Annotated in this window: 14 protein-coding genes; 12 read left to right on the top strand and 2 right to left on the bottom strand. The window is 33.5% G+C overall.

Annotated elements, in window-relative coordinates; genetic code table 11:
- The first annotated feature begins 1 nt into the window (after position 1).
- From ACXGQW_RS06430 to ACXGQW_RS06440, 3 genes are all read left to right on the top strand, one after another.
- On the top strand, positions 2 to 751 hold the full coding sequence (locus ACXGQW_RS06430) for a UDP-2,3-diacylglucosamine diphosphatase (protein ID WP_457821190.1): 750 nt from the start codon (positions 2 to 4) through the stop codon (positions 749 to 751).
- A 175-nt stretch (positions 752 to 926) separates the two neighbouring features.
- On the top strand, positions 927 to 2,087 hold the full coding sequence (locus ACXGQW_RS06435) for a T9SS type A sorting domain-containing protein (protein WP_457821192.1): 1,161 nt from the start codon (positions 927 to 929) through the stop codon (positions 2,085 to 2,087).
- A 37-nt stretch (positions 2,088 to 2,124) separates the two neighbouring features.
- Positions 2,125 to 5,073, top strand: coding sequence for a hypothetical protein (locus ACXGQW_RS06440; RefSeq protein WP_457821194.1), 2,949 nt, complete (start codon positions 2,125 to 2,127; stop codon positions 5,071 to 5,073).
- Positions 5,074 to 5,134: 61 nt separating this feature from the next.
- On the opposite strand, the gene ACXGQW_RS06445 is transcribed toward ACXGQW_RS06440, so the two are convergent.
- Positions 5,135 to 6,349: a class I SAM-dependent rRNA methyltransferase gene (locus ACXGQW_RS06445; RefSeq protein ID WP_457821196.1), complete on the bottom strand. Its 1,215-nt coding sequence runs from the start codon at positions 6,347 to 6,349 to the stop codon at positions 5,135 to 5,137.
- Positions 6,350 to 6,547: 198 nt separating this feature from the next.
- Here ACXGQW_RS06445 and ACXGQW_RS06450 point away from each other — a divergent pair, with 198 nt between their 5' ends.
- The 9 genes from ACXGQW_RS06450 to ACXGQW_RS06490 all read left to right on the top strand — a co-directional run bounded on the left by ACXGQW_RS06450 (position 6,548) and on the right by ACXGQW_RS06490 (position 15,882).
- Positions 6,548 to 7,537 carry an AAA family ATPase gene (locus tag ACXGQW_RS06450; protein WP_457821198.1) on the top strand — a complete coding sequence of 330 codons (990 nt, stop codon included), beginning with the start codon at positions 6,548 to 6,550 and terminating at the stop codon, positions 7,535 to 7,537.
- A 121-nt stretch (positions 7,538 to 7,658) separates the two neighbouring features.
- Positions 7,659 to 8,525, top strand: coding sequence for a DUF58 domain-containing protein (locus tag ACXGQW_RS06455; RefSeq protein WP_457821200.1), 867 nt, complete (start codon positions 7,659 to 7,661; stop codon positions 8,523 to 8,525).
- Positions 8,526 to 8,574: 49 nt separating this feature from the next.
- On the top strand, positions 8,575 to 9,462 hold the full coding sequence (locus tag ACXGQW_RS06460) for an LPXTG cell wall anchor domain-containing protein (protein WP_457821202.1): 888 nt from the start codon (positions 8,575 to 8,577) through the stop codon (positions 9,460 to 9,462).
- On the top strand, positions 9,449 to 10,450 hold the full coding sequence (locus tag ACXGQW_RS06465) for a vWA domain-containing protein (RefSeq protein ID WP_457821204.1): 1,002 nt from the start codon (positions 9,449 to 9,451) through the stop codon (positions 10,448 to 10,450). Before ACXGQW_RS06460 ends, ACXGQW_RS06465 begins: the two co-directional genes overlap by 14 nt.
- A gap of 210 nt (positions 10,451 to 10,660) precedes the next feature.
- Positions 10,661 to 11,701 (top strand): VWA domain-containing protein, encoded by a 1,041-nt coding sequence (locus ACXGQW_RS06470; RefSeq protein ID WP_457821206.1) that lies wholly within the window; start codon positions 10,661 to 10,663, stop codon positions 11,699 to 11,701.
- Position 11,702: 1 nt separating this feature from the next.
- Positions 11,703 to 12,581: a tetratricopeptide repeat protein gene (locus ACXGQW_RS06475; protein WP_457821208.1), complete on the top strand. Its 879-nt coding sequence runs from the start codon at positions 11,703 to 11,705 to the stop codon at positions 12,579 to 12,581.
- Positions 12,565 to 14,418 (top strand): BatD family protein, encoded by a 1,854-nt coding sequence (locus ACXGQW_RS06480; protein ID WP_457821210.1) that lies wholly within the window; start codon positions 12,565 to 12,567, stop codon positions 14,416 to 14,418. The genes ACXGQW_RS06475 and ACXGQW_RS06480 overlap by 17 nt, the downstream gene beginning before the upstream one ends.
- 10 nt (positions 14,419 to 14,428) lie before the next feature.
- Positions 14,429 to 15,181: a tetratricopeptide repeat protein gene (locus ACXGQW_RS06485; RefSeq protein ID WP_457821211.1), complete on the top strand. Its 753-nt coding sequence runs from the start codon at positions 14,429 to 14,431 to the stop codon at positions 15,179 to 15,181.
- Positions 15,182 to 15,327: 146 nt separating this feature from the next.
- On the top strand, positions 15,328 to 15,882 hold the full coding sequence (locus tag ACXGQW_RS06490) for an HNH endonuclease (protein WP_457821213.1): 555 nt from the start codon (positions 15,328 to 15,330) through the stop codon (positions 15,880 to 15,882).
- 230 nt (positions 15,883 to 16,112) lie between these two features.
- Here ACXGQW_RS06490 and ACXGQW_RS06495 read toward each other — a convergent pair whose 3' ends face one another.
- Positions 16,113 to 16,943, bottom strand: coding sequence for a mechanosensitive ion channel family protein (locus ACXGQW_RS06495; RefSeq protein ID WP_457821215.1), 831 nt, complete (start codon positions 16,941 to 16,943; stop codon positions 16,113 to 16,115).
- Between the last annotated feature and the right edge of the window lie 87 nt (positions 16,944 to 17,030).

The raw sequence follows: 17,030 nt of genomic DNA on the forward strand, positions 1-17,030 counted from the left end.
AATGAATTCCAAAAAAATATATTTTGCATCAGATCAGCACTTCGGAGCTCCAAATCCTAAAAGTAGCTTGCAAAGAGAAATCCTTTTTGTTCAGTGGCTTGATGAGATTAAAAAAGATGCAGAAGCTATTTTCTTGTTAGGAGATTTATTTGATTTTTGGTTTGAGTACAAACAGGTTGTTCCTAAAGGATTTGTGAGGGTTTTAGGAAAATTGGCTGAATTAAAAGACTCAGGGATTCCCATTCATTTCTTTGTAGGAAACCATGACTTGTGGATGACAGACTATTTTAAGAAAGAACTTAATATTCCCGTATACAGAGAACCTACCGAATTTACTTTACAAGGAAAAACTTTTCTAATTGGCCATGGTGACGGTTTAGGGCCTGGGGACAAAGGTTATAAATTCATGAAAAAAATATTCGTGAATCCTATATGTAATTGGCTTTTCAAATGGCTTCATCCAGATTTGGGAATAACCTTAGCAAAATATCTTTCCATAGAAAATAAAACAATTTCTGGTGAAGAAGATGTTCATTTTTTAGGAGAAGATAAAGAACACTTGATACTTTATTGCAATAAAGTGCTGAAAACCAAATATTTTGATTATTTTGTGTTTGGTCATCGTCATTTACCAATGATTCATCAACTGTCTGATACCTCCCATTATGTAAATACGGGAGATTGGATTAATTATTACACTTATTGTGTTCTAGAAAAAGGAACTTTAAGAATATGTGAGTATAATATTTAGTATGATGAAAATATGACAAAACTGAGGAGCTTTCTATGATAAAAGGCAGTTTCTTTTAATTTATCTGTACTTTTGCGTAAGGAAAACTTTTTTATGGAGACATAGTAATTAATGGCCATAAGAAAAGTAATTGCTCTAGCTATTAGATATTTAGTCAAATTTTTAAAGATATGTTATGAATAAAAAAAATTACCTTTTTAAAATAAGTTGTTCAATTCTATTCACGTTTTTATTGAGCACAGCATATAGCCAAACGGAACTGAACGCTCTAGACCAAACCTATTATGGTTATGAAATAACCACAGGTGATACTGGTTGGTGGATGCAGCACCCAGCAAATTTTTCTATTTCCACAGATAGAGGGTTTAATAGTTCTTCAAGAAGTTTAAAATTTGTTAGCGATACTCCTATAGATGGAACCAAAAGAGCCTTTGGATCTTCGTTAAGTAGAATGTTAATTAACTTAGAGCCTGGCGATTACGATTTCAAAATATATGTTTACTTAACGGCAGGGTCTGACTTTGATAATATAGGTTTCGATATAAGAGAAGGAACTACTATTGCAGAAAATATTACAATTGATATTTCAAGTATTGCGAAAGATACGTGGGTTCCAGTAACTTTTCCGTTGACAATTACCAATAAAATTACCGATGGAACGCTTAGAGTTATCATGAAGCAAGCTTTTGGAACCACAGGTACTGTGTACGTTGATAATATATCTATTCTGTCTTATGTTACTCTCTTAGACAGATTTACCACCATTAATACTGAGACAGATAATAATTTGACTTTAAATGCAAGCGAGCAAGAAGTAAGCTTAAAAGTTTGGGTGGATAATGATTGTGATATTCCTAATTTTTACACTCAAATTGATGAACCTTTTACAAGCTTAGAATGGGATATATCTACCGTTGCAAAAGAGGAATGGGTTACCCTAACCCAAACAGTTAATTTCGATGAGGCTGTAGATAATTCAGAATTTAAAATAGTGGTTAATAATAGTTACAAGCAAAATAAATTTCAAGGTACTTTCTTTATTGATGAAATAAACTTTTCAGAAGAAAGTCTGTCTAATGATAACATTAACGGAGAAAACGACTTTTTTATGAGTCCAAATCCAGCTAACGATTTTGTGAATTTGAACTTAGAGGCTTCTACAGTCGAAAGGATAGTGATTTATAATACTCAAGGAAGACAAGTAACAAGCTATACAGATTTTTCTAAAGGTGATAGTACTCTGAGATTAGATCTTACCTCATTAAAATCAGGGATATACTACGTGAACGTTTTGTCTAATGAAAATGTAACTGTTAAAAAATTAATCATTGAATAAATAAACCCTTTATTTATTCATTAAAATCTTAATTACAATGTTAAAAACAACATATTATATAGGTTTGGTATTTGTAATGCTTTGCAATACGAGTAACGCACAAAAAAAATATGACTTTGAATCTACATCGTCATGGAAAAATGCCAATACCAATCAGTTTGAAATTTCACCTGAACAAGCTTCAAATGGAACTAATTCTTTAAAGTTTACAATCCCACAAGATGGTGTTTTAGATAACAAAGCGATTCATAGTATAGAAACGGGACACACGATAATGAAAGTTAGAACCGCTACTGTTAATAATAAGGATATCATCGTAGCTTCTGACTACAATGGAGCTATGTTAGGTATAGATTACAGCGGAGCTATTTTATGGAAGAATGATATTGGTCAGGGAGTGATGAATCACGACGTATGGTGTGATGACCTTACAGGTGATGGAAAAGACGAAATATTGGTAGCAAGTGCTAACGGTACAGTTTACTGTTTAGACAGCGACGGTAAAAAAATGTGGGATTTCAAACCTTATGAGTCCGATCACTTAACCCCTATGTATGCGGTTTGTGTGGTTAAAGATGCAAGTTTAAATCCTTATGTTGTATGTGGAAACTTTGATACGAACTGTTACTATTTATCACCAACAGGAAATTTGGTTAAAACATTGCCTTCTATTGGATATTCAAAAGTTAGACCATGGGGAACGAAGAACATTCCAAAAAAATTCTTACATCATGCTAATTTCCTAAGACCGATACCACAGGCAGATGGTTCAGATTTGCTATTTATGCAAGCAACAAATAACCATATGCAATCTAATGGAGATAATTATATTTTTGTTCCTTTAGCTGATACTCCAATACAAAGTATTGTTGACGTCAACACTCCTGACGTGGTAGGAGATGTTAGAGTAGAAGATCCTGATGGAGATGGTGTATACGAAGTATTGTTAGGTACTTCTACATTGAGTAATAACGGAATTACAGTTTTAAATACTACAGATTACAATTCAGTACTGCACGAATTTAGAAATGTGGGACCAACATCTTATAGAGTGAATCAAGTATTTACCATCCCAAATGGTAGTAGCTATCAGTACGCTGTGGTTACAGGTTCGTATATCCTATTGTTACCACCAGATTTAGACGAAGCAGGTTCAGAGAGAATTGTCGGTACTTATAGTTATAACGATGCTTGGAAAGATGCTGACGAAAACATTATTTTAGGAAGTAGTCAAGATGGAGGAAGTTGTATTCATGTGATAAATATGCAAAACGATGGATGGAAAACGGAATTTGCTAATTTAGTACCACCAGGTAACATTTCTAAAATATTAGCAAACACTCAAACTTACAGAAATAACTTAAACGGTTTTACCAAGCCTAGCTGGGAAACTGAAGGAAAAATAGTTTATTCTGCCGAAGGGTCAGACAATCCTGTAGCTCAAAGTATCACTAACAATCCAAATTACAATAGCCCTGTTTTTTTGAATTACGTTTGGCATAGAGGTAGAGTACAAGATGTGAATGATTGGGATAGAAATACTATTTATGATGGAAATCCATTTAGAGATAAAAGAGATAGAAGAAATAACTATGTCTTAACTCAATCCGAAGTAGTAAATACGATTACGCCAAGTATTGACAATGGTCCTAACGGAGCTTCTTTCTGGGGTGGTCATGGTAACGATCCATTGTTTTACTCTCCAAGCACTTTAGAAACAATTATCAATCACGCTGATACCAATGGTAACAAAAAAATCATGATGATTTACCCAGAAATGAATGGTTCTGGAGAAGGTTTTGATCAAGTGATGGACGACCATATTTATCCTTTAGCAGATTACGCTAAAACAAGAAACTCAAATATATATATCAGAAATAAAGATGTTTTTTGGCAAGGTGCAGCTTATTTACCAGCTTGGTCTAGAATGATATCTGGTGAATTTTCTAGCGTTTTTGTTTCCAGTTTAGAAGAAACCACAGATAAAACTCAAGATATGAGTTTATTGGGTAGAATGGGACTGTGGGCATCTGGAGCTTTAGACAACTGGGGTATGCGTTGTTCTAGAGACAACCCAACTTTTGATAGAAGTAGACAGATATCTTATCAGCGATTGAACAATCACTTTTTAAGAACAATGGTTTACAGTATGGCTTATGGAGCAAATTTCTTAAATGTAACTTACGTAAATCCAGAACATCAAAGTTTTGCTTGGGAGTTAGTTGCCAAGGGAGCATTATACGTACCTAAAAGAGAGCAAATACTTAGTTTTAATCCTGTACACCTAAGTATACACGAACCTCAAGAACATTATTTAAATGAGGCAGAAAACAATAAATGGACTACTTTTTACGACAGAGATTACGAAGAAAATAACCCTGCTGTATTTAGTCACATGAATGGTTCTTGGTTAGGAGCTACGGTTACTAAATGGGATTTCTCAAGTTATGCTTCAGGAGTTAAAGATAGAAGACAAAACTTTATACCTTCATATCCAAACGGAAGTGTATTAATCACTCCTGTTCAAAATGGTGCTTTAGCTGATGCTAGCGCTCCAAGAGGAAAAATGGAAGACCATATGCATCCTATTTACAGAAATATACTAAAGGAATACATTACGGACGGTATAGATTACATTTCTGCTGATGGAAACACTAAATTTGATGCAGATACCTACTACACTCAAATTAAACAAGATATTGAGGCAGGGGCAAATCAATTACCAATTACAGTTTCAGGAGACCAAGTAGGGTGGGTAGTTGCACAAACTTCTCCAACTCACTTGAGATTAACTTTAGTTGATGGTGGATATATCAACCCTAGCGATAGGCAAGTAACTGTAAAATTTAATACAGTGAGTCCAGTTGCGGTTAAAGATTTATTAGACAATAAAACTTTTAACGTAATTAATGGAGTAGCTAAGGTAGATGTACCTTGTGGAATGTTCCGATTTATTGATGTGGAATTAAGTTCACCGTTGAATTAATTAATTTTAGATACTATAGAACAAAAGCTAAGGACTATATCAGTTCTTAGCTTTTTTTGCTTTATAGAATTTTTACGTAGATGCTCTTTAAATACGAACCCTCTTTAAAACCTATTGGATGGTCGATATCGTGCCTTGTTTTTTCTAACACTTTATAGGAGGTTCTATTTTGCTTTAAAACTTGTTCCACCAATTCAAAAAAATCATCATAAGCAATTCTAGAACTACAAGAGCACATCACTAACGTTCCATTTTTATCGACTAGTTTAATTCCAAGTTTTACCAATTTTTTATAGCTCATTACAGCTCTATCTACTTCAGCAGCACTTTTGGCAAAAGACGGAGGATCTACTACAACTATATCAAACTTAGTTTGTTGTTTGGCTAAATTTTCCATTTCAACAAAAGCATCACCTACAATGGTTTGATGAGTTCCTGTGTATTCATTTAAGTTGGCGTTGCTTTTGGCTATTTCAAGCGCAGGTCCACTGATATCTAAACTACTCACAGATTTGGCTCCACCTTTTAAAGCATGTACAGAAAAACCACCTGCATAAGAAAACACGTCCAATACAGACTTGTTTTCAGCCATTTCCCCAACCTTTCTTCTATTTTCACGATGATCTAAAAAATAGCCAGTTTTATGTCCTTTTATAACGTTGGCAGAAAAGTTAACGCCGTGTTCTTTAAAAACAATCACTTCGTTGTTAAGCTCTCCATCTAGTATCAATCCATCAGAAAAACCGTATTTATTTCCTTCCTTTTGTACATTTCTACCCAAACGCAAAACAGTGGTTTTAGTCATACTTGTTTCAATAAGTATCGGTAAAATGTCTTTAAGATAAGGAAACCAAAAAGAGGCATATAATTTAATCACTAAAATATCATTATACACATCCGCCACCAGCGATGGTAAACCATCATTTTCCCCGTAAATCAAACGATAACTATTGGTTTGGGTTTGCAAGAGCGGAAGTCTTTTTTGATAGGCATCTTTTATTTTAGTAGCAAACCACTCTTTATTAATATTTGCAGGCTTGTTTGCTTGTAAAATTTTTATTCTGATAGGAGAAGAAGGATCATAAAAACCACAGGCCAAAAACTTGTTTTTTCTTCCGTCAAATAGAACAGCTAAATCCCCAGATTTTCCTTCTTTGCTTTGTTTAACAATGCTGTTCTCAAAAATCCACGGATGTCCTTTTTTTACCAACACTTCCGCGTTAGGTTTAAGCTTAAAAGCTATTTTATCAACTGGAATTTCTGGGAGTGCTATCACAACGATGTAAAGATTTTAAAGAGACTGCAAGGTAGTTGTTTTAAAAGAAACGGCAACATAGCCATTGAGTGCACAAAGAAGCCCTTATAATGTTACTTATTTTATATCTGTCAATTCTTCACAATTAGCCACAATTACGTATTTTGGTACACAAATTGATTAAGAGAACTTAAATTAAGACAAAAACCTTTATAAATAATGGAAGTAGACGTTAGAGCTATCAGCGAAAAGATTGAAAAAGAAAGTGCTTTCGTAGATTTATTATCTATGGAAATGAATAAGGTAATTGTAGGTCAAAAACACATGGTTGATCGCTTGTTGATTGGTTTGCTAGGGAATGGACATATTTTGTTGGAAGGGGTTCCTGGTTTGGCAAAAACCTTAGCTATTAACACGTTAGCAAAAGCTGTAGATGGTGCGTTTAGCCGTATTCAGTTTACACCAGATTTGCTACCAGCAGATGTGGTAGGAACTATGATTTATAACATGAAAGACAACGATTTTTCTATAAAAAAAGGACCTATTTTCGCCAATTTTGTGTTGGCAGATGAAATTAACCGTGCTCCAGCCAAAGTACAGTCTGCATTGTTAGAGGCCATGCAAGAACGTCAAATTACCATTGGTGATGAAACTTTTAAGTTAGATGAGCCTTTCTTAGTAATGGCTACACAGAATCCTGTAGACCAAGAAGGAACTTATACTTTACCAGAAGCGCAAGTAGACCGTTTTATGCTCAAAGTGGTGATTGATTATCCAAAATTAGAAGAGGAGCAATTAATTATGAGAGCCAACCTGAGTGGATCTTTTGAAAAAGTAAATCCAGTGGTTTCCTTAGAGCAAATTATAAATGCTCGTAAGGTGGTTAACGAAGTGTATATGGATGAAAAAATCGAAAAATACATTCTTGATTTGATTTTTGCTACTCGTTATCCGGAAAAATACGGATTAGAAAACTTAAAACCTTTGATATCCTTTGGAGCCTCTCCTCGTGGGAGTATTTCTTTGGCCAAAGCAGCCAAATGTCATGCATTTATCAAAAGAAGAGGATACGTAATTCCAGAAGATGTAAGAGCGGTTGTATTAGATATTTTAAGACATAGAATAGGAATCACTTACGAAGCTGAAGCAGAAAATGTAACTGCCGAAGATATGGTAAATCAAATTGTAAATGTAGTAGAAGTACCTTAATCTAGTACAAAGTAGTAAGTATAAAGTAGTTAGTATTTTATTGTTTAATCACGGAATTGTTCAAAACAATTTCCAAACGATTAAACGATTAAACGAATAAACAGTTAAACGATTACACGCATTGGATACCAAAGAAATCTTAAAAAAAGTAAGAAAGATAGAGATTAAGACACGTCGTTTGTCCGATCATGTCTTTTCGGGAGAATATCACAGTTCTTTTAAAGGACGTGGTATGACTTTTAGTGAGGTAAAACAGTATCAATTTGGAGATGATATTCGTAGCATAGATTGGAACGTTACCGCTCGTTACAACGAACCTTATGTAAAAGTTTTTGAAGAAGAACGAGAGTTAACCATGATGTTGATGGTTGATATTAGTGGTTCGGGAAATTTTGGAACCAACGAGCAATTTAAAAGGGAAACCTTAACAGAAATTGCTGCTACCTTAGCTTTTTCTGCCATAAAGAATAACGATAAAGTAGGCTTGCTACTTTTTTCTGATGAGGTTGAGTTGTATATCCCTCCTAAAAAGGGAAAAAGTCATGTGTTGCGTATCATCAGAGAAATGATAGAATTTACCCCTAAGAGTAACAAAACAAATATCAACGAGGCATTAAAATACTTATCTAACGTGGTAAGAAAAAAAGCCATTGTTTTTGTTTTATCTGATTTTATGGACCAAGGATACGAACAAACTTTAAAAATCGCTGGAAATAAACACGATGTAACAGGAGTTAGAATTTACGACCAATTTGACGAAACCATTCCTAAATTAGGTTTGGTACCCATGCTGGATGCAGAAACAGGAGATACGGTCTTGGTAAATACATTATCCAAAAAAGTTCGTCAGCAATACGAAAAGCAGTTTTTGTTTTGGAAGCAAAATTTTGAAATAGCTTTTAAAAAGAGTGGATCGGGTGTATTGAGTTGTAGAACAGAAGAGAATTACGCAAAAAAATTATTGACATACTTTAAACAAAGAGCATAATATGAAGTATTTCATAACCAGTATTTGTTGTTTGTTTTGCTGCATAATAATGGGACAAACAGAACCCTCTATCAGCATTCAAGCAGATACTACCCATATTAAAATAGGAGAACAGTTAACGTTTACCATAAAAGTACCCAAAGGAGAACAGGTTACTTTTACCCAATTAGAGTTAGATAGTTTAGAGGTTGCTAAAGAATTACCTGCGGATACACTTGAAAATAGTATCCTTAAAAAATACCTCATTACGGGTTTTGATAAAGGAAGCTTTTACATCAAAAGCCAAAGAGTATTTTTGGATACTAAAGAATACTTTACAGACTCCTTGTTAGTAAATGTGGCTACGGTAAAGGTAGATACAACCAGTCTTGCTAAATTTTATAGAACTAAAGATTTGGAAGCAGAATCCTACACTTTTGGAGAAATTTGGTATAGAAGTAAGAATTATATTTACGTGTTCTTAGGAATAATAGCATTTGTGATTGCGCTGTATTTCTTATTCAGAAAAAAGAAAGAAAAAGTTAAAATTGTAATTCCTAAAATACCACCTTATTTGGCTGCCACTAAAGAACTAAAGGATTTAGAAGCTAAAGAATTATGGCAAAACGGTTTGGTAAAAGAATATTACTCTGAGCTTACAGATATTGTTAGAAAATACATTGGTGATGAGTTGTTAATTTTAGCCTTAGAAACCACATCTGACGAATTAATGGCTTTATTAATTGCAGAAAACAAACAACAAAAACTAGGATTAGATAAAGAAATTTTATCTAGGTTAAATGGACTATTATCTCAAGCAGATTACGTAAAATTTGCCAAGCAAAAACCTATCGAAAGTGATATCAAAGGTCACGAATCCGATGCAAAAGCGGTGATAGAAACCATTCATCAAATTGTAGAATCAAAAAAGACCGTTGGAGAAGATGAAGTACAGTAATTTTGAATTTACAAATCCATTGTTTTTATGGCTGATGATAATTATTCCTGCCTTGGCAGTTTGGATGTACATCAGCAGAAATAGAAATCAAGCCAAGTTGGTAGTTTCTTCGGCCAAAGCGGTGCAAAAATCTGGGTTTTATATTTACTTGTATAGAGCTCTCATTGTATTTAGATTATTGGCTTTAGCATTATTGATTATAGCCTTGGCTAGACCTAGAAATGTAGCGGTAACCACTAAGAACAAAAAGAACAAAGGGATAGATATTGTAATGGCTACAGACGTATCGGGTTCTATGTTGGCTAGGGATTTAAAGCCTAACAGGTTAGAAGCCTTAAAAAAAGTAGCCGAAAATTTTGTAGACAAAAGACCCAACGATAGAATAGGAGTGGTTTTATATGCTGGAGAAAGTTATACCAAAACGCCCATTACAAGCGATAAATCTATTGTTAAAAGAACCATAGCGAGTATAGAATATGGAGGAATAGAAGACGGTACTGCTATTGGAATGGGGTTGGGGTCCTCAGTAAATAGATTAAAAGAAAGCAAAGCAAAAAGCAAAGTCATTATTTTATTAACAGACGGTGTAAACACAGCAGGTTCTGTAGATCCTAAATTGGCAACAGAATTGGCAAAAGGAATAGGAATCAAGGTGTACACCATCGGAATAGGAACGAACGGAATGGCAGAAATGCCTTATGCAAAAGACTATAACGGTAATTTGTTGTTTAAACCTGTGGAGGTAGAAATAGACGAAAAGCTACTGAAGTACATTGCAGATGAAACTGGAGGTAAATATTTTAGAGCAACCTCCAATAGTAAATTGAAAACTATCTACGAGGAGATAGACAAGTTAGAAAAAACAGAAATAGAAGAATTTAAGTATTATAATTATCAAGAGTTGTATAGAAGTTTAGTAATTGCTGCTTTGGCACTACTAGCTTTAGAATACATCTTAAAAAATACATTGTTTAAAAGTTTTATTTAAAAAGTTACGAGTTGATGTTGGTTTGAGTTATTAGAGGAATGAAAAGTGCATTGAGAACATATACATAATTTCTCGACTCTGTTAAAACAAAGTCTCTAAACAGATGTCTCATAAAAACAGATCATCGAGCGGAGTTGAGATGTTTTAAAGAGTTTAACAGTGATGAAAGCCCTCTTTCAATCTTAAAACTTTACAAACTAAAAAGATAAAATGCAAAGATTAGAAGAACCCATATATTTTTATGCGCTAGCAATACTTCCAGTATTGCTAGTTATTTTGTTGTATAAATTTTGGTGGCAAAAGAGAACTCAAAAAGCTTTTGCAACTGCAGGATTGTTGCAAAAATTAGCTCCTGATTATTCCGTGTATAAAACCACGGTTAAATATGTTTTTCTGGCTTTGGCAATCATAAGTTTGGTAATTGCTTTGGTAAATCCTAAAATAGGTACTAAGCTAGAAACGGTTAAAAGAGAAGGGGTAGATATTGTTTTTGCTTTAGATGTTTCTAAAAGTATGTTGTCCGAAGATATTGCCCCGAATAGGTTGGAAAAAGCAAAGCAAATTATCTTAAAAACCATTGACCAATTAGGTAGTGACAGAATTGGAATTATTATTTACGCAGGTAACTCATATCCTTTACTACCCATAACCACAGATCATGCTGCAGCTAAGTTATTTCTAAAAAACGCTGCTCCCAATATGGTTTCTAGCCAAGGAACAGCCATAAACGAAGCATTGAACTCTGCGATTAACTACTATAATAACGACGAACAAACCAATAAATATTTAGTGATTTTGTCTGACGGGGAAGATCACGAAGAAAATACCATAGACAAAGCCAAAGAATTAGCCAAAGAGGGTATTAAGGTGATTACCATAGGAATTGGAACTGAAAAAGGAGGAGTAATCCCAGATATGATTAATGGTTACAAAAAAGGCTTAAAAAAAGACAAAAACGGAGAAGTAGTCATTACCCAAAGACAGGTACAGGTATTGCAAGAAGTTGCTGCAAGTGCTAATGGTTTTTATGTAGATGGTAATAGAACAGCGACTTCTGTAAACAAAATCGTTGAGGTGTTATCCAAAGCCAAAAAAACAGAATTTGAAACCAAACAATTTTCCGACTATAAAAGCCAATTCCAATGGTTTATTGCCTTGGGAATTCTATGGTTAGTGATAGATTTATTTGTGTTTGAGAAAAAAACCAAATGGGTAAAAAGTGTGAATTTGTTTAATGAAAAAGAAGCCTAAAATGAAGCAATTATCAATCTTGTTTTTGGCACTGACGACCCTTGTTACTTGGGGACAAGATTTGCCTAAAGAAAAACTATACGAATCTAAAAAACAATTAAGAGCCGGTAACAAAGCTTATGAAAAAAATAGTTATGCTGATGCTGCAATCGCTTATCAAAAAAGCCTAGCAGAGAATGGTACGTACTACAAAGGGGCTTATAATTTGGGTAACGCTTATTTTAAACAGAAGAAATATAAAGAAGCCGTTGAACAGTATCAGTTAGCTAACAAAATCGCTAAAAATGACCAAGATAAAGCAAAGACTAGCGAACTTATAGGAGATGCTTTTAAGAAGCAAAAAGACCTAGAAAAAGCTTTAGAAGCATACAAACAGGCCTTGTTAAAAAATCCTGAAGATGATATTTTGCGTCAAAAATTTATAGCTTCTAAACAAGAAAATCAAAAACAGGATCAGCAAAATAAAGATAATAAGGACGATAAAAATAAGGATAAAAACAAAGATCAAAAAGATCAGAACAAAGACGATAAAAACGATAAAGATTCTGATAAAAATAAAGACGGAGATAAGGATAACAAGGACAATAAAGGAGACGACAAGAAAGATAAAGACGGGGAAAAGGACAAGGATAAAGAAGGAGATAATAAAGACGACAACCAAGATAAAGGAGATGATAAAGATCAGGATTCCGATCAAAAAAATGGGGAGCAACCTGAGGGAGAAAAAGAACAACCTGCGCAGCCCAAAGAATCTAAATTATCTCCGCAACAAGTACAGCAGTTGTTAGAATCTATGAGTAATGAAGAACAAAAAACTCAGAAAAAAGTAAATGCACAACAAGTAAAAGTAAAAACAAATCAAAATGAAAAAGACTGGTAGTTTACAGTATTTAGTACAAAGTATTCAGTACAAAATATGCAGTACCAAGAGTTTTTTGCTTAGTACTCCGTATTTTATACTTTTTGCCCTATTAACAACTACACTAAGTTTTGCACAAGACGTAAGTTTAACGGCAAGAGTGAGCAAAAAAACGTTGGGCGAAAATCAGCGTTTGAGGTTGGAATATAAAATTAACAATCAAGAAGCAGACGATTTTAGATTGCCCAATTTTAAAAATTTCAAGGTGGTTGGAGGACCGAGTCAATCTGTGAGTAATTCTTATAGTTTTGTTAACGGAAAAACACAAAGAAACTTTAGTAAGACTTATACTTATATTTTAGAACCCATCAGAAAAGGTACTTTTACTTTACCTGCTGCTTCTATTGGGTTTAAAGGGAAAAAAATAGAGTCCAACACTATTACTATCAACGTAGTAGATCCTGTAGATTTACCTAAAGATCCTAACGATCCTAATTACATTGCTAGTCAAAACGTAAAAATGGTAGTAACCGTTTCTAATCAAAGACCCTATGTCGGAGAGCCTATTTACGTAGAATACAGGTTATATGTGAATCAAATGTCCATCAATGGTTTTAATGTGGATACACCTCCCAATTACGAGGGATTTTGGAGTCAGACATTAGACAATGAAAATCCTCAATTTAAAGAAGGAACATACAAAGGGGAAAAATGGCAGTATGCTACTTTACACAAAGTATTATTAATTCCACAACGATCTGGAGAATTATCCGTAAATCCAATGTCTGCAGATTTAACGATTGGAGTACCTACAGGAAGAGGAGATTTTTGGGGAAATATGATTACGCGCAACGTAAATCAAAAACTAACTTCTGTAAAGAGAAACATTAAAGTAAAAGCATTGCCTATTACGGGTAAACCTACTGATTTTTCTGGAGCTGTGGGTAATTATGAGTTTGACATCAATACCAGTAGAGCCGTTTTTAAAGCCAATGAGTCCGCTCAAGTAAAGGTGAAAATTGCTGGAAAAGGAAATTTAAAATTATTTGAGTTACCCAATATTAAAACTCCAAAAGAATTGGAAGTTTACGACCCTGAGCGCAAAGAAAAAGTGACAGTCACAACTTCGGGTCTAAGAGGTAGTATTGAAGATGCCTACACGGTAGTCCCTCAATACAAAGGCAAATTTATCATTCCATCAACCTCGTTTTCATATTTTAATCCTCAAGACGAAAAGTATCATACAATTAAAGCCGACGATATTGTATTAAACGTTACAGAAGGTAAAGAGTTACCCACGTCATCCTCTACAGATTTTACGAATAATAATATTAAACAGGTTGTAGGAAAAGCCAACAACAACTTTAGGTACATACAAACTGATACAAAATTATTGTCTGTAACAAAAGAAGACTTTTTCAAATCTAAGCTATTCTACTTATTGCTTTTATTACCACTAATTATTTTGCCTTTAGGAATTTTTGCTTCTAAAAAACAAAGAGAATTGAGTAAAAACGTGAGTAGAACTAAATTTAGAAAAGCAGACAAACTCGCTAAAAAATACTTAGCGAATGCCAAGAAGGAGTTGGGGAATAAAGAAACGTTTTATAGCTCTCTAGAAAAAGCTTTACACAATTATTTAAAGGCAAAACTAAGCGTTGAAACCACTGACATTAGTAAAGAAAAAATAGCTGAAATACTCAGCAATAAAGGAGTTTCTAACGAAATTATCAATCAATTTATAGAAGTATTTAGTGCTTGCGAATTTGCAAGATATGCCCCTTCATCCGATGCTAAAATGGCAGAGGATTTTGATAAGGCTAAACAAGCAATTACGTTAATTGATAAAAACTTATAAATTCTAAAACATGAAAAATTTAATAACAGGATTTTTACTGATGTTCGTTAGTTTTGTGAGTGCTCAAAATTTACAAAACACATTTAAAGAGGCCAATAACCATTATCAAAAAGAAGATTATGACAAGGCTATTGATCTATACAATCGTATTTTAAAAGACAGTTTGGAGTCATCGGAGATATATTATAATCTGGGAAACGCTTACTACAAAACCAACCAAATGGCAGAAGCCATTTATCATTACGAAAAAGCATTGATTTTAAATCCGTCTAACCAGGATGCTCAGGTAAATTTAGCTTTTGCTAACAGGAGTATCATCGACACGATTAAGGTTGTTCCAAAATCAACCTTGGAAAAATTAAACGGTTCGGTACTTTCCGTATTGTCGTACAACGGGTGGGCAAAAATAGCGGTGGCATTATCAATATTAGGAGCTGTCTTATGGATGTTGTTCTTTTTTAGCATACAACCAAGTGTTAAAAAATTATATTTTACTTTAGCCGTTTTAATAAGCATCGGTTTATTGACAACTTTGTTCATCACAGTACAACAGTACTCTTATACTCAAAACACGACTTATGCGGTTATTTTTGTCGATAAAGTAGAGGTTAAAAATGCACCTAGGAAAAGTGCTGTAGATACATTTACATTACACGAGGGAACTAAAGTTAAAGTGCTAGATAAGGTAGGTGATTGGCATAAGATTAAAATAGCCGATGGGCAAATAGGGTGGATGCCTGCAACTGCATTAAAGCTGCTCTAAGACAATTTTCACTATCTTTGATAAATATGCTCTTCTATTTTAAAGAATACTAGAAATTCCTTTCAAATGCTATGATTAAGGTTTAAAGAAGTTTGCAGACCTATATAGAAATGCAAACCTATTATTAATTTTTAAATTTTAACAAAATGATACACGGATATAGAAACGAAGAATGGAAAGTCGTTAAGTTTGATGAAAAGATTGCAGAAACCGAAAAATTCAAAATTTCTAACTATGGAAGACTCATCAATTTTTCTGGAGAAGAGGAAAAGTTGGTTGAAAAGTTAGATAATAGCACGGGTTATTCCATGTTTACCGTTAAACAAAAAACAAAAAAACAAACCAATAGATATATTCATCGTTTAGTGGCTATCCACTTTTTAGAAAAAAAAGAAGATGAAATTTATGTCATCCATTTAGATTACGATAAGTTAAATAACCACGTAAGCAACCTAAAATGGGCTACCAAAAGAGAAAAGGAGCTTCACCAATTTAAAAATCCAGTATTTATAGAAGCTATAAAAAACAAAAAGGTAAATTATAAGTTAGATGAAGGTAAGGTAAAGATGATTAAAAGAAAATTAGCTAGTACCAAAAGCAAAACTCGTTTAAAAATGATTGCCAAACAATTTGGAGTTTCTGATATGCAAATTCACAGAATTAAAACTGGAGAAAATTGGGGACACGTAACTATTGATTAAGTAATCAATGTAAACTCAATATGCAGATGCAGGGCTAGATTTCTAAATTGTCATTTCGAGGAATTTTCGGTAAAAATTATGTCTAGAAAGCCAGTTTAAAATAAATAAAATACTCCGTAATATAAGATATATCTAGTACGCTCTCTCAAAAAGAACTCATGTCGATACTATATAGCTAAATAAAAAATCCACTCTAATCGAGTGGATTTTTTGTTAAGTTGTGTGTTAGCCTATTCAGCTTTGTGAACATGAACATCCATTTGTGGGAAAGGAATGTTGATTCCAGCATTGTTAAATTCATTATAAACTTTTGCGTTCGTAGCAAAATAAACTCCCCAATAATCGGCAGCGTTTACCCATACTCTAACAGCAAAATTTACAGAACTATCTGCCAATGCAACTACTTCAACAAACGGTTCAGCAGGATCGTTGATAATTCTAGAGTCTTCTTTTAAAATAGATAATAACAATGCTTTAGCTTGTTCTATACTATCTCCATATCCAATTCCAAAAGTAAAATCAACTCTACGCTTAGGTTCCGTAGAGTAGTTAACCATAGAGGAGTTAGACAACCCACCGTTAGGAATAATAATTGTTTTGTTATCTGGAGTTTTTAAAATTGTGTTAAAAATCTGAATTTCCTTAACTCCACCTGTGTGTCCTTGTGCTTCAATCACGTCACCCACTTTAAAGGGCTTAAAGATTAAAATCATTACACCACCAGCAAAATTTTGTAAAGTACCTGATAGAGCCATACCTATTGCCAAACCAGCAGCACCTAAAATAGCGATGAAAGAAGTCATTTCAATACCTAAGGTAGATAATACTGTAATAACTAATATTACTTTTAATAAAGTACCTACTAAACTTTTTAGAAATGGTTTTAAAGAAGCATCAGTGTTTCTTTTGTCTAGCATTTTACTGAACCCTTTTACAAGAGCACCGATAATAAATCCTCCAATAATCCATACTAAAATAGCAGAGACTAGTTTTAATCCGTAAAGAGTCAAATATTCTGAACCCTTGGTCATAATTGTTTCAATTAGATTGTTTTCTTCCATAATTATATAAGTGTTTTAGTTTAATTTAAACTCAAATATAATTATTTTAAATAGTAATAACTTATATCAATAAACTAAAAATTGATG

This window comes from Wenyingzhuangia sp. IMCC45533 (assembly GCF_054111225.1).

Bases quoted from the DNA above. Each gene is read 5' to 3' on its own strand.
- ACXGQW_RS06430 (WP_457821190.1), top strand. From the start codon at position 2: ATGAATTCCAAAAAAATATATTTTGCATCAGATCAGCACTTCGGAGCT.
- ACXGQW_RS06495 (WP_457821215.1), bottom strand. From the start codon at position 16,943: ATGGAAGAAAACAATCTAATTGAAACAATTATGACCAAGGGTTCAGAA.
- ACXGQW_RS06465 (WP_457821204.1), top strand. From the start codon at position 9,449: ATGAAGTACAGTAATTTTGAATTTACAAATCCATTGTTTTTATGGCTG.
- ACXGQW_RS06440 (WP_457821194.1), top strand. From the start codon at position 2,125: ATGTTAAAAACAACATATTATATAGGTTTGGTATTTGTAATGCTTTGC.
- ACXGQW_RS06470 (WP_457821206.1), top strand. From the start codon at position 10,661: ATGCAAAGATTAGAAGAACCCATATATTTTTATGCGCTAGCAATACTT.
- ACXGQW_RS06480 (WP_457821210.1), top strand. From the start codon at position 12,565: ATGAAAAAGACTGGTAGTTTACAGTATTTAGTACAAAGTATTCAGTAC.
- ACXGQW_RS06450 (WP_457821198.1), top strand. From the start codon at position 6,548: ATGGAAGTAGACGTTAGAGCTATCAGCGAAAAGATTGAAAAAGAAAGT.
- ACXGQW_RS06490 (WP_457821213.1), top strand. From the start codon at position 15,328: ATGATACACGGATATAGAAACGAAGAATGGAAAGTCGTTAAGTTTGAT.
- ACXGQW_RS06435 (WP_457821192.1), top strand. From the start codon at position 927: ATGAATAAAAAAAATTACCTTTTTAAAATAAGTTGTTCAATTCTATTC.
- ACXGQW_RS06485 (WP_457821211.1), top strand. From the start codon at position 14,429: ATGAAAAATTTAATAACAGGATTTTTACTGATGTTCGTTAGTTTTGTG.
- ACXGQW_RS06475 (WP_457821208.1), top strand. From the start codon at position 11,703: ATGAAGCAATTATCAATCTTGTTTTTGGCACTGACGACCCTTGTTACT.
- ACXGQW_RS06460 (WP_457821202.1), top strand. From the start codon at position 8,575: ATGGGACAAACAGAACCCTCTATCAGCATTCAAGCAGATACTACCCAT.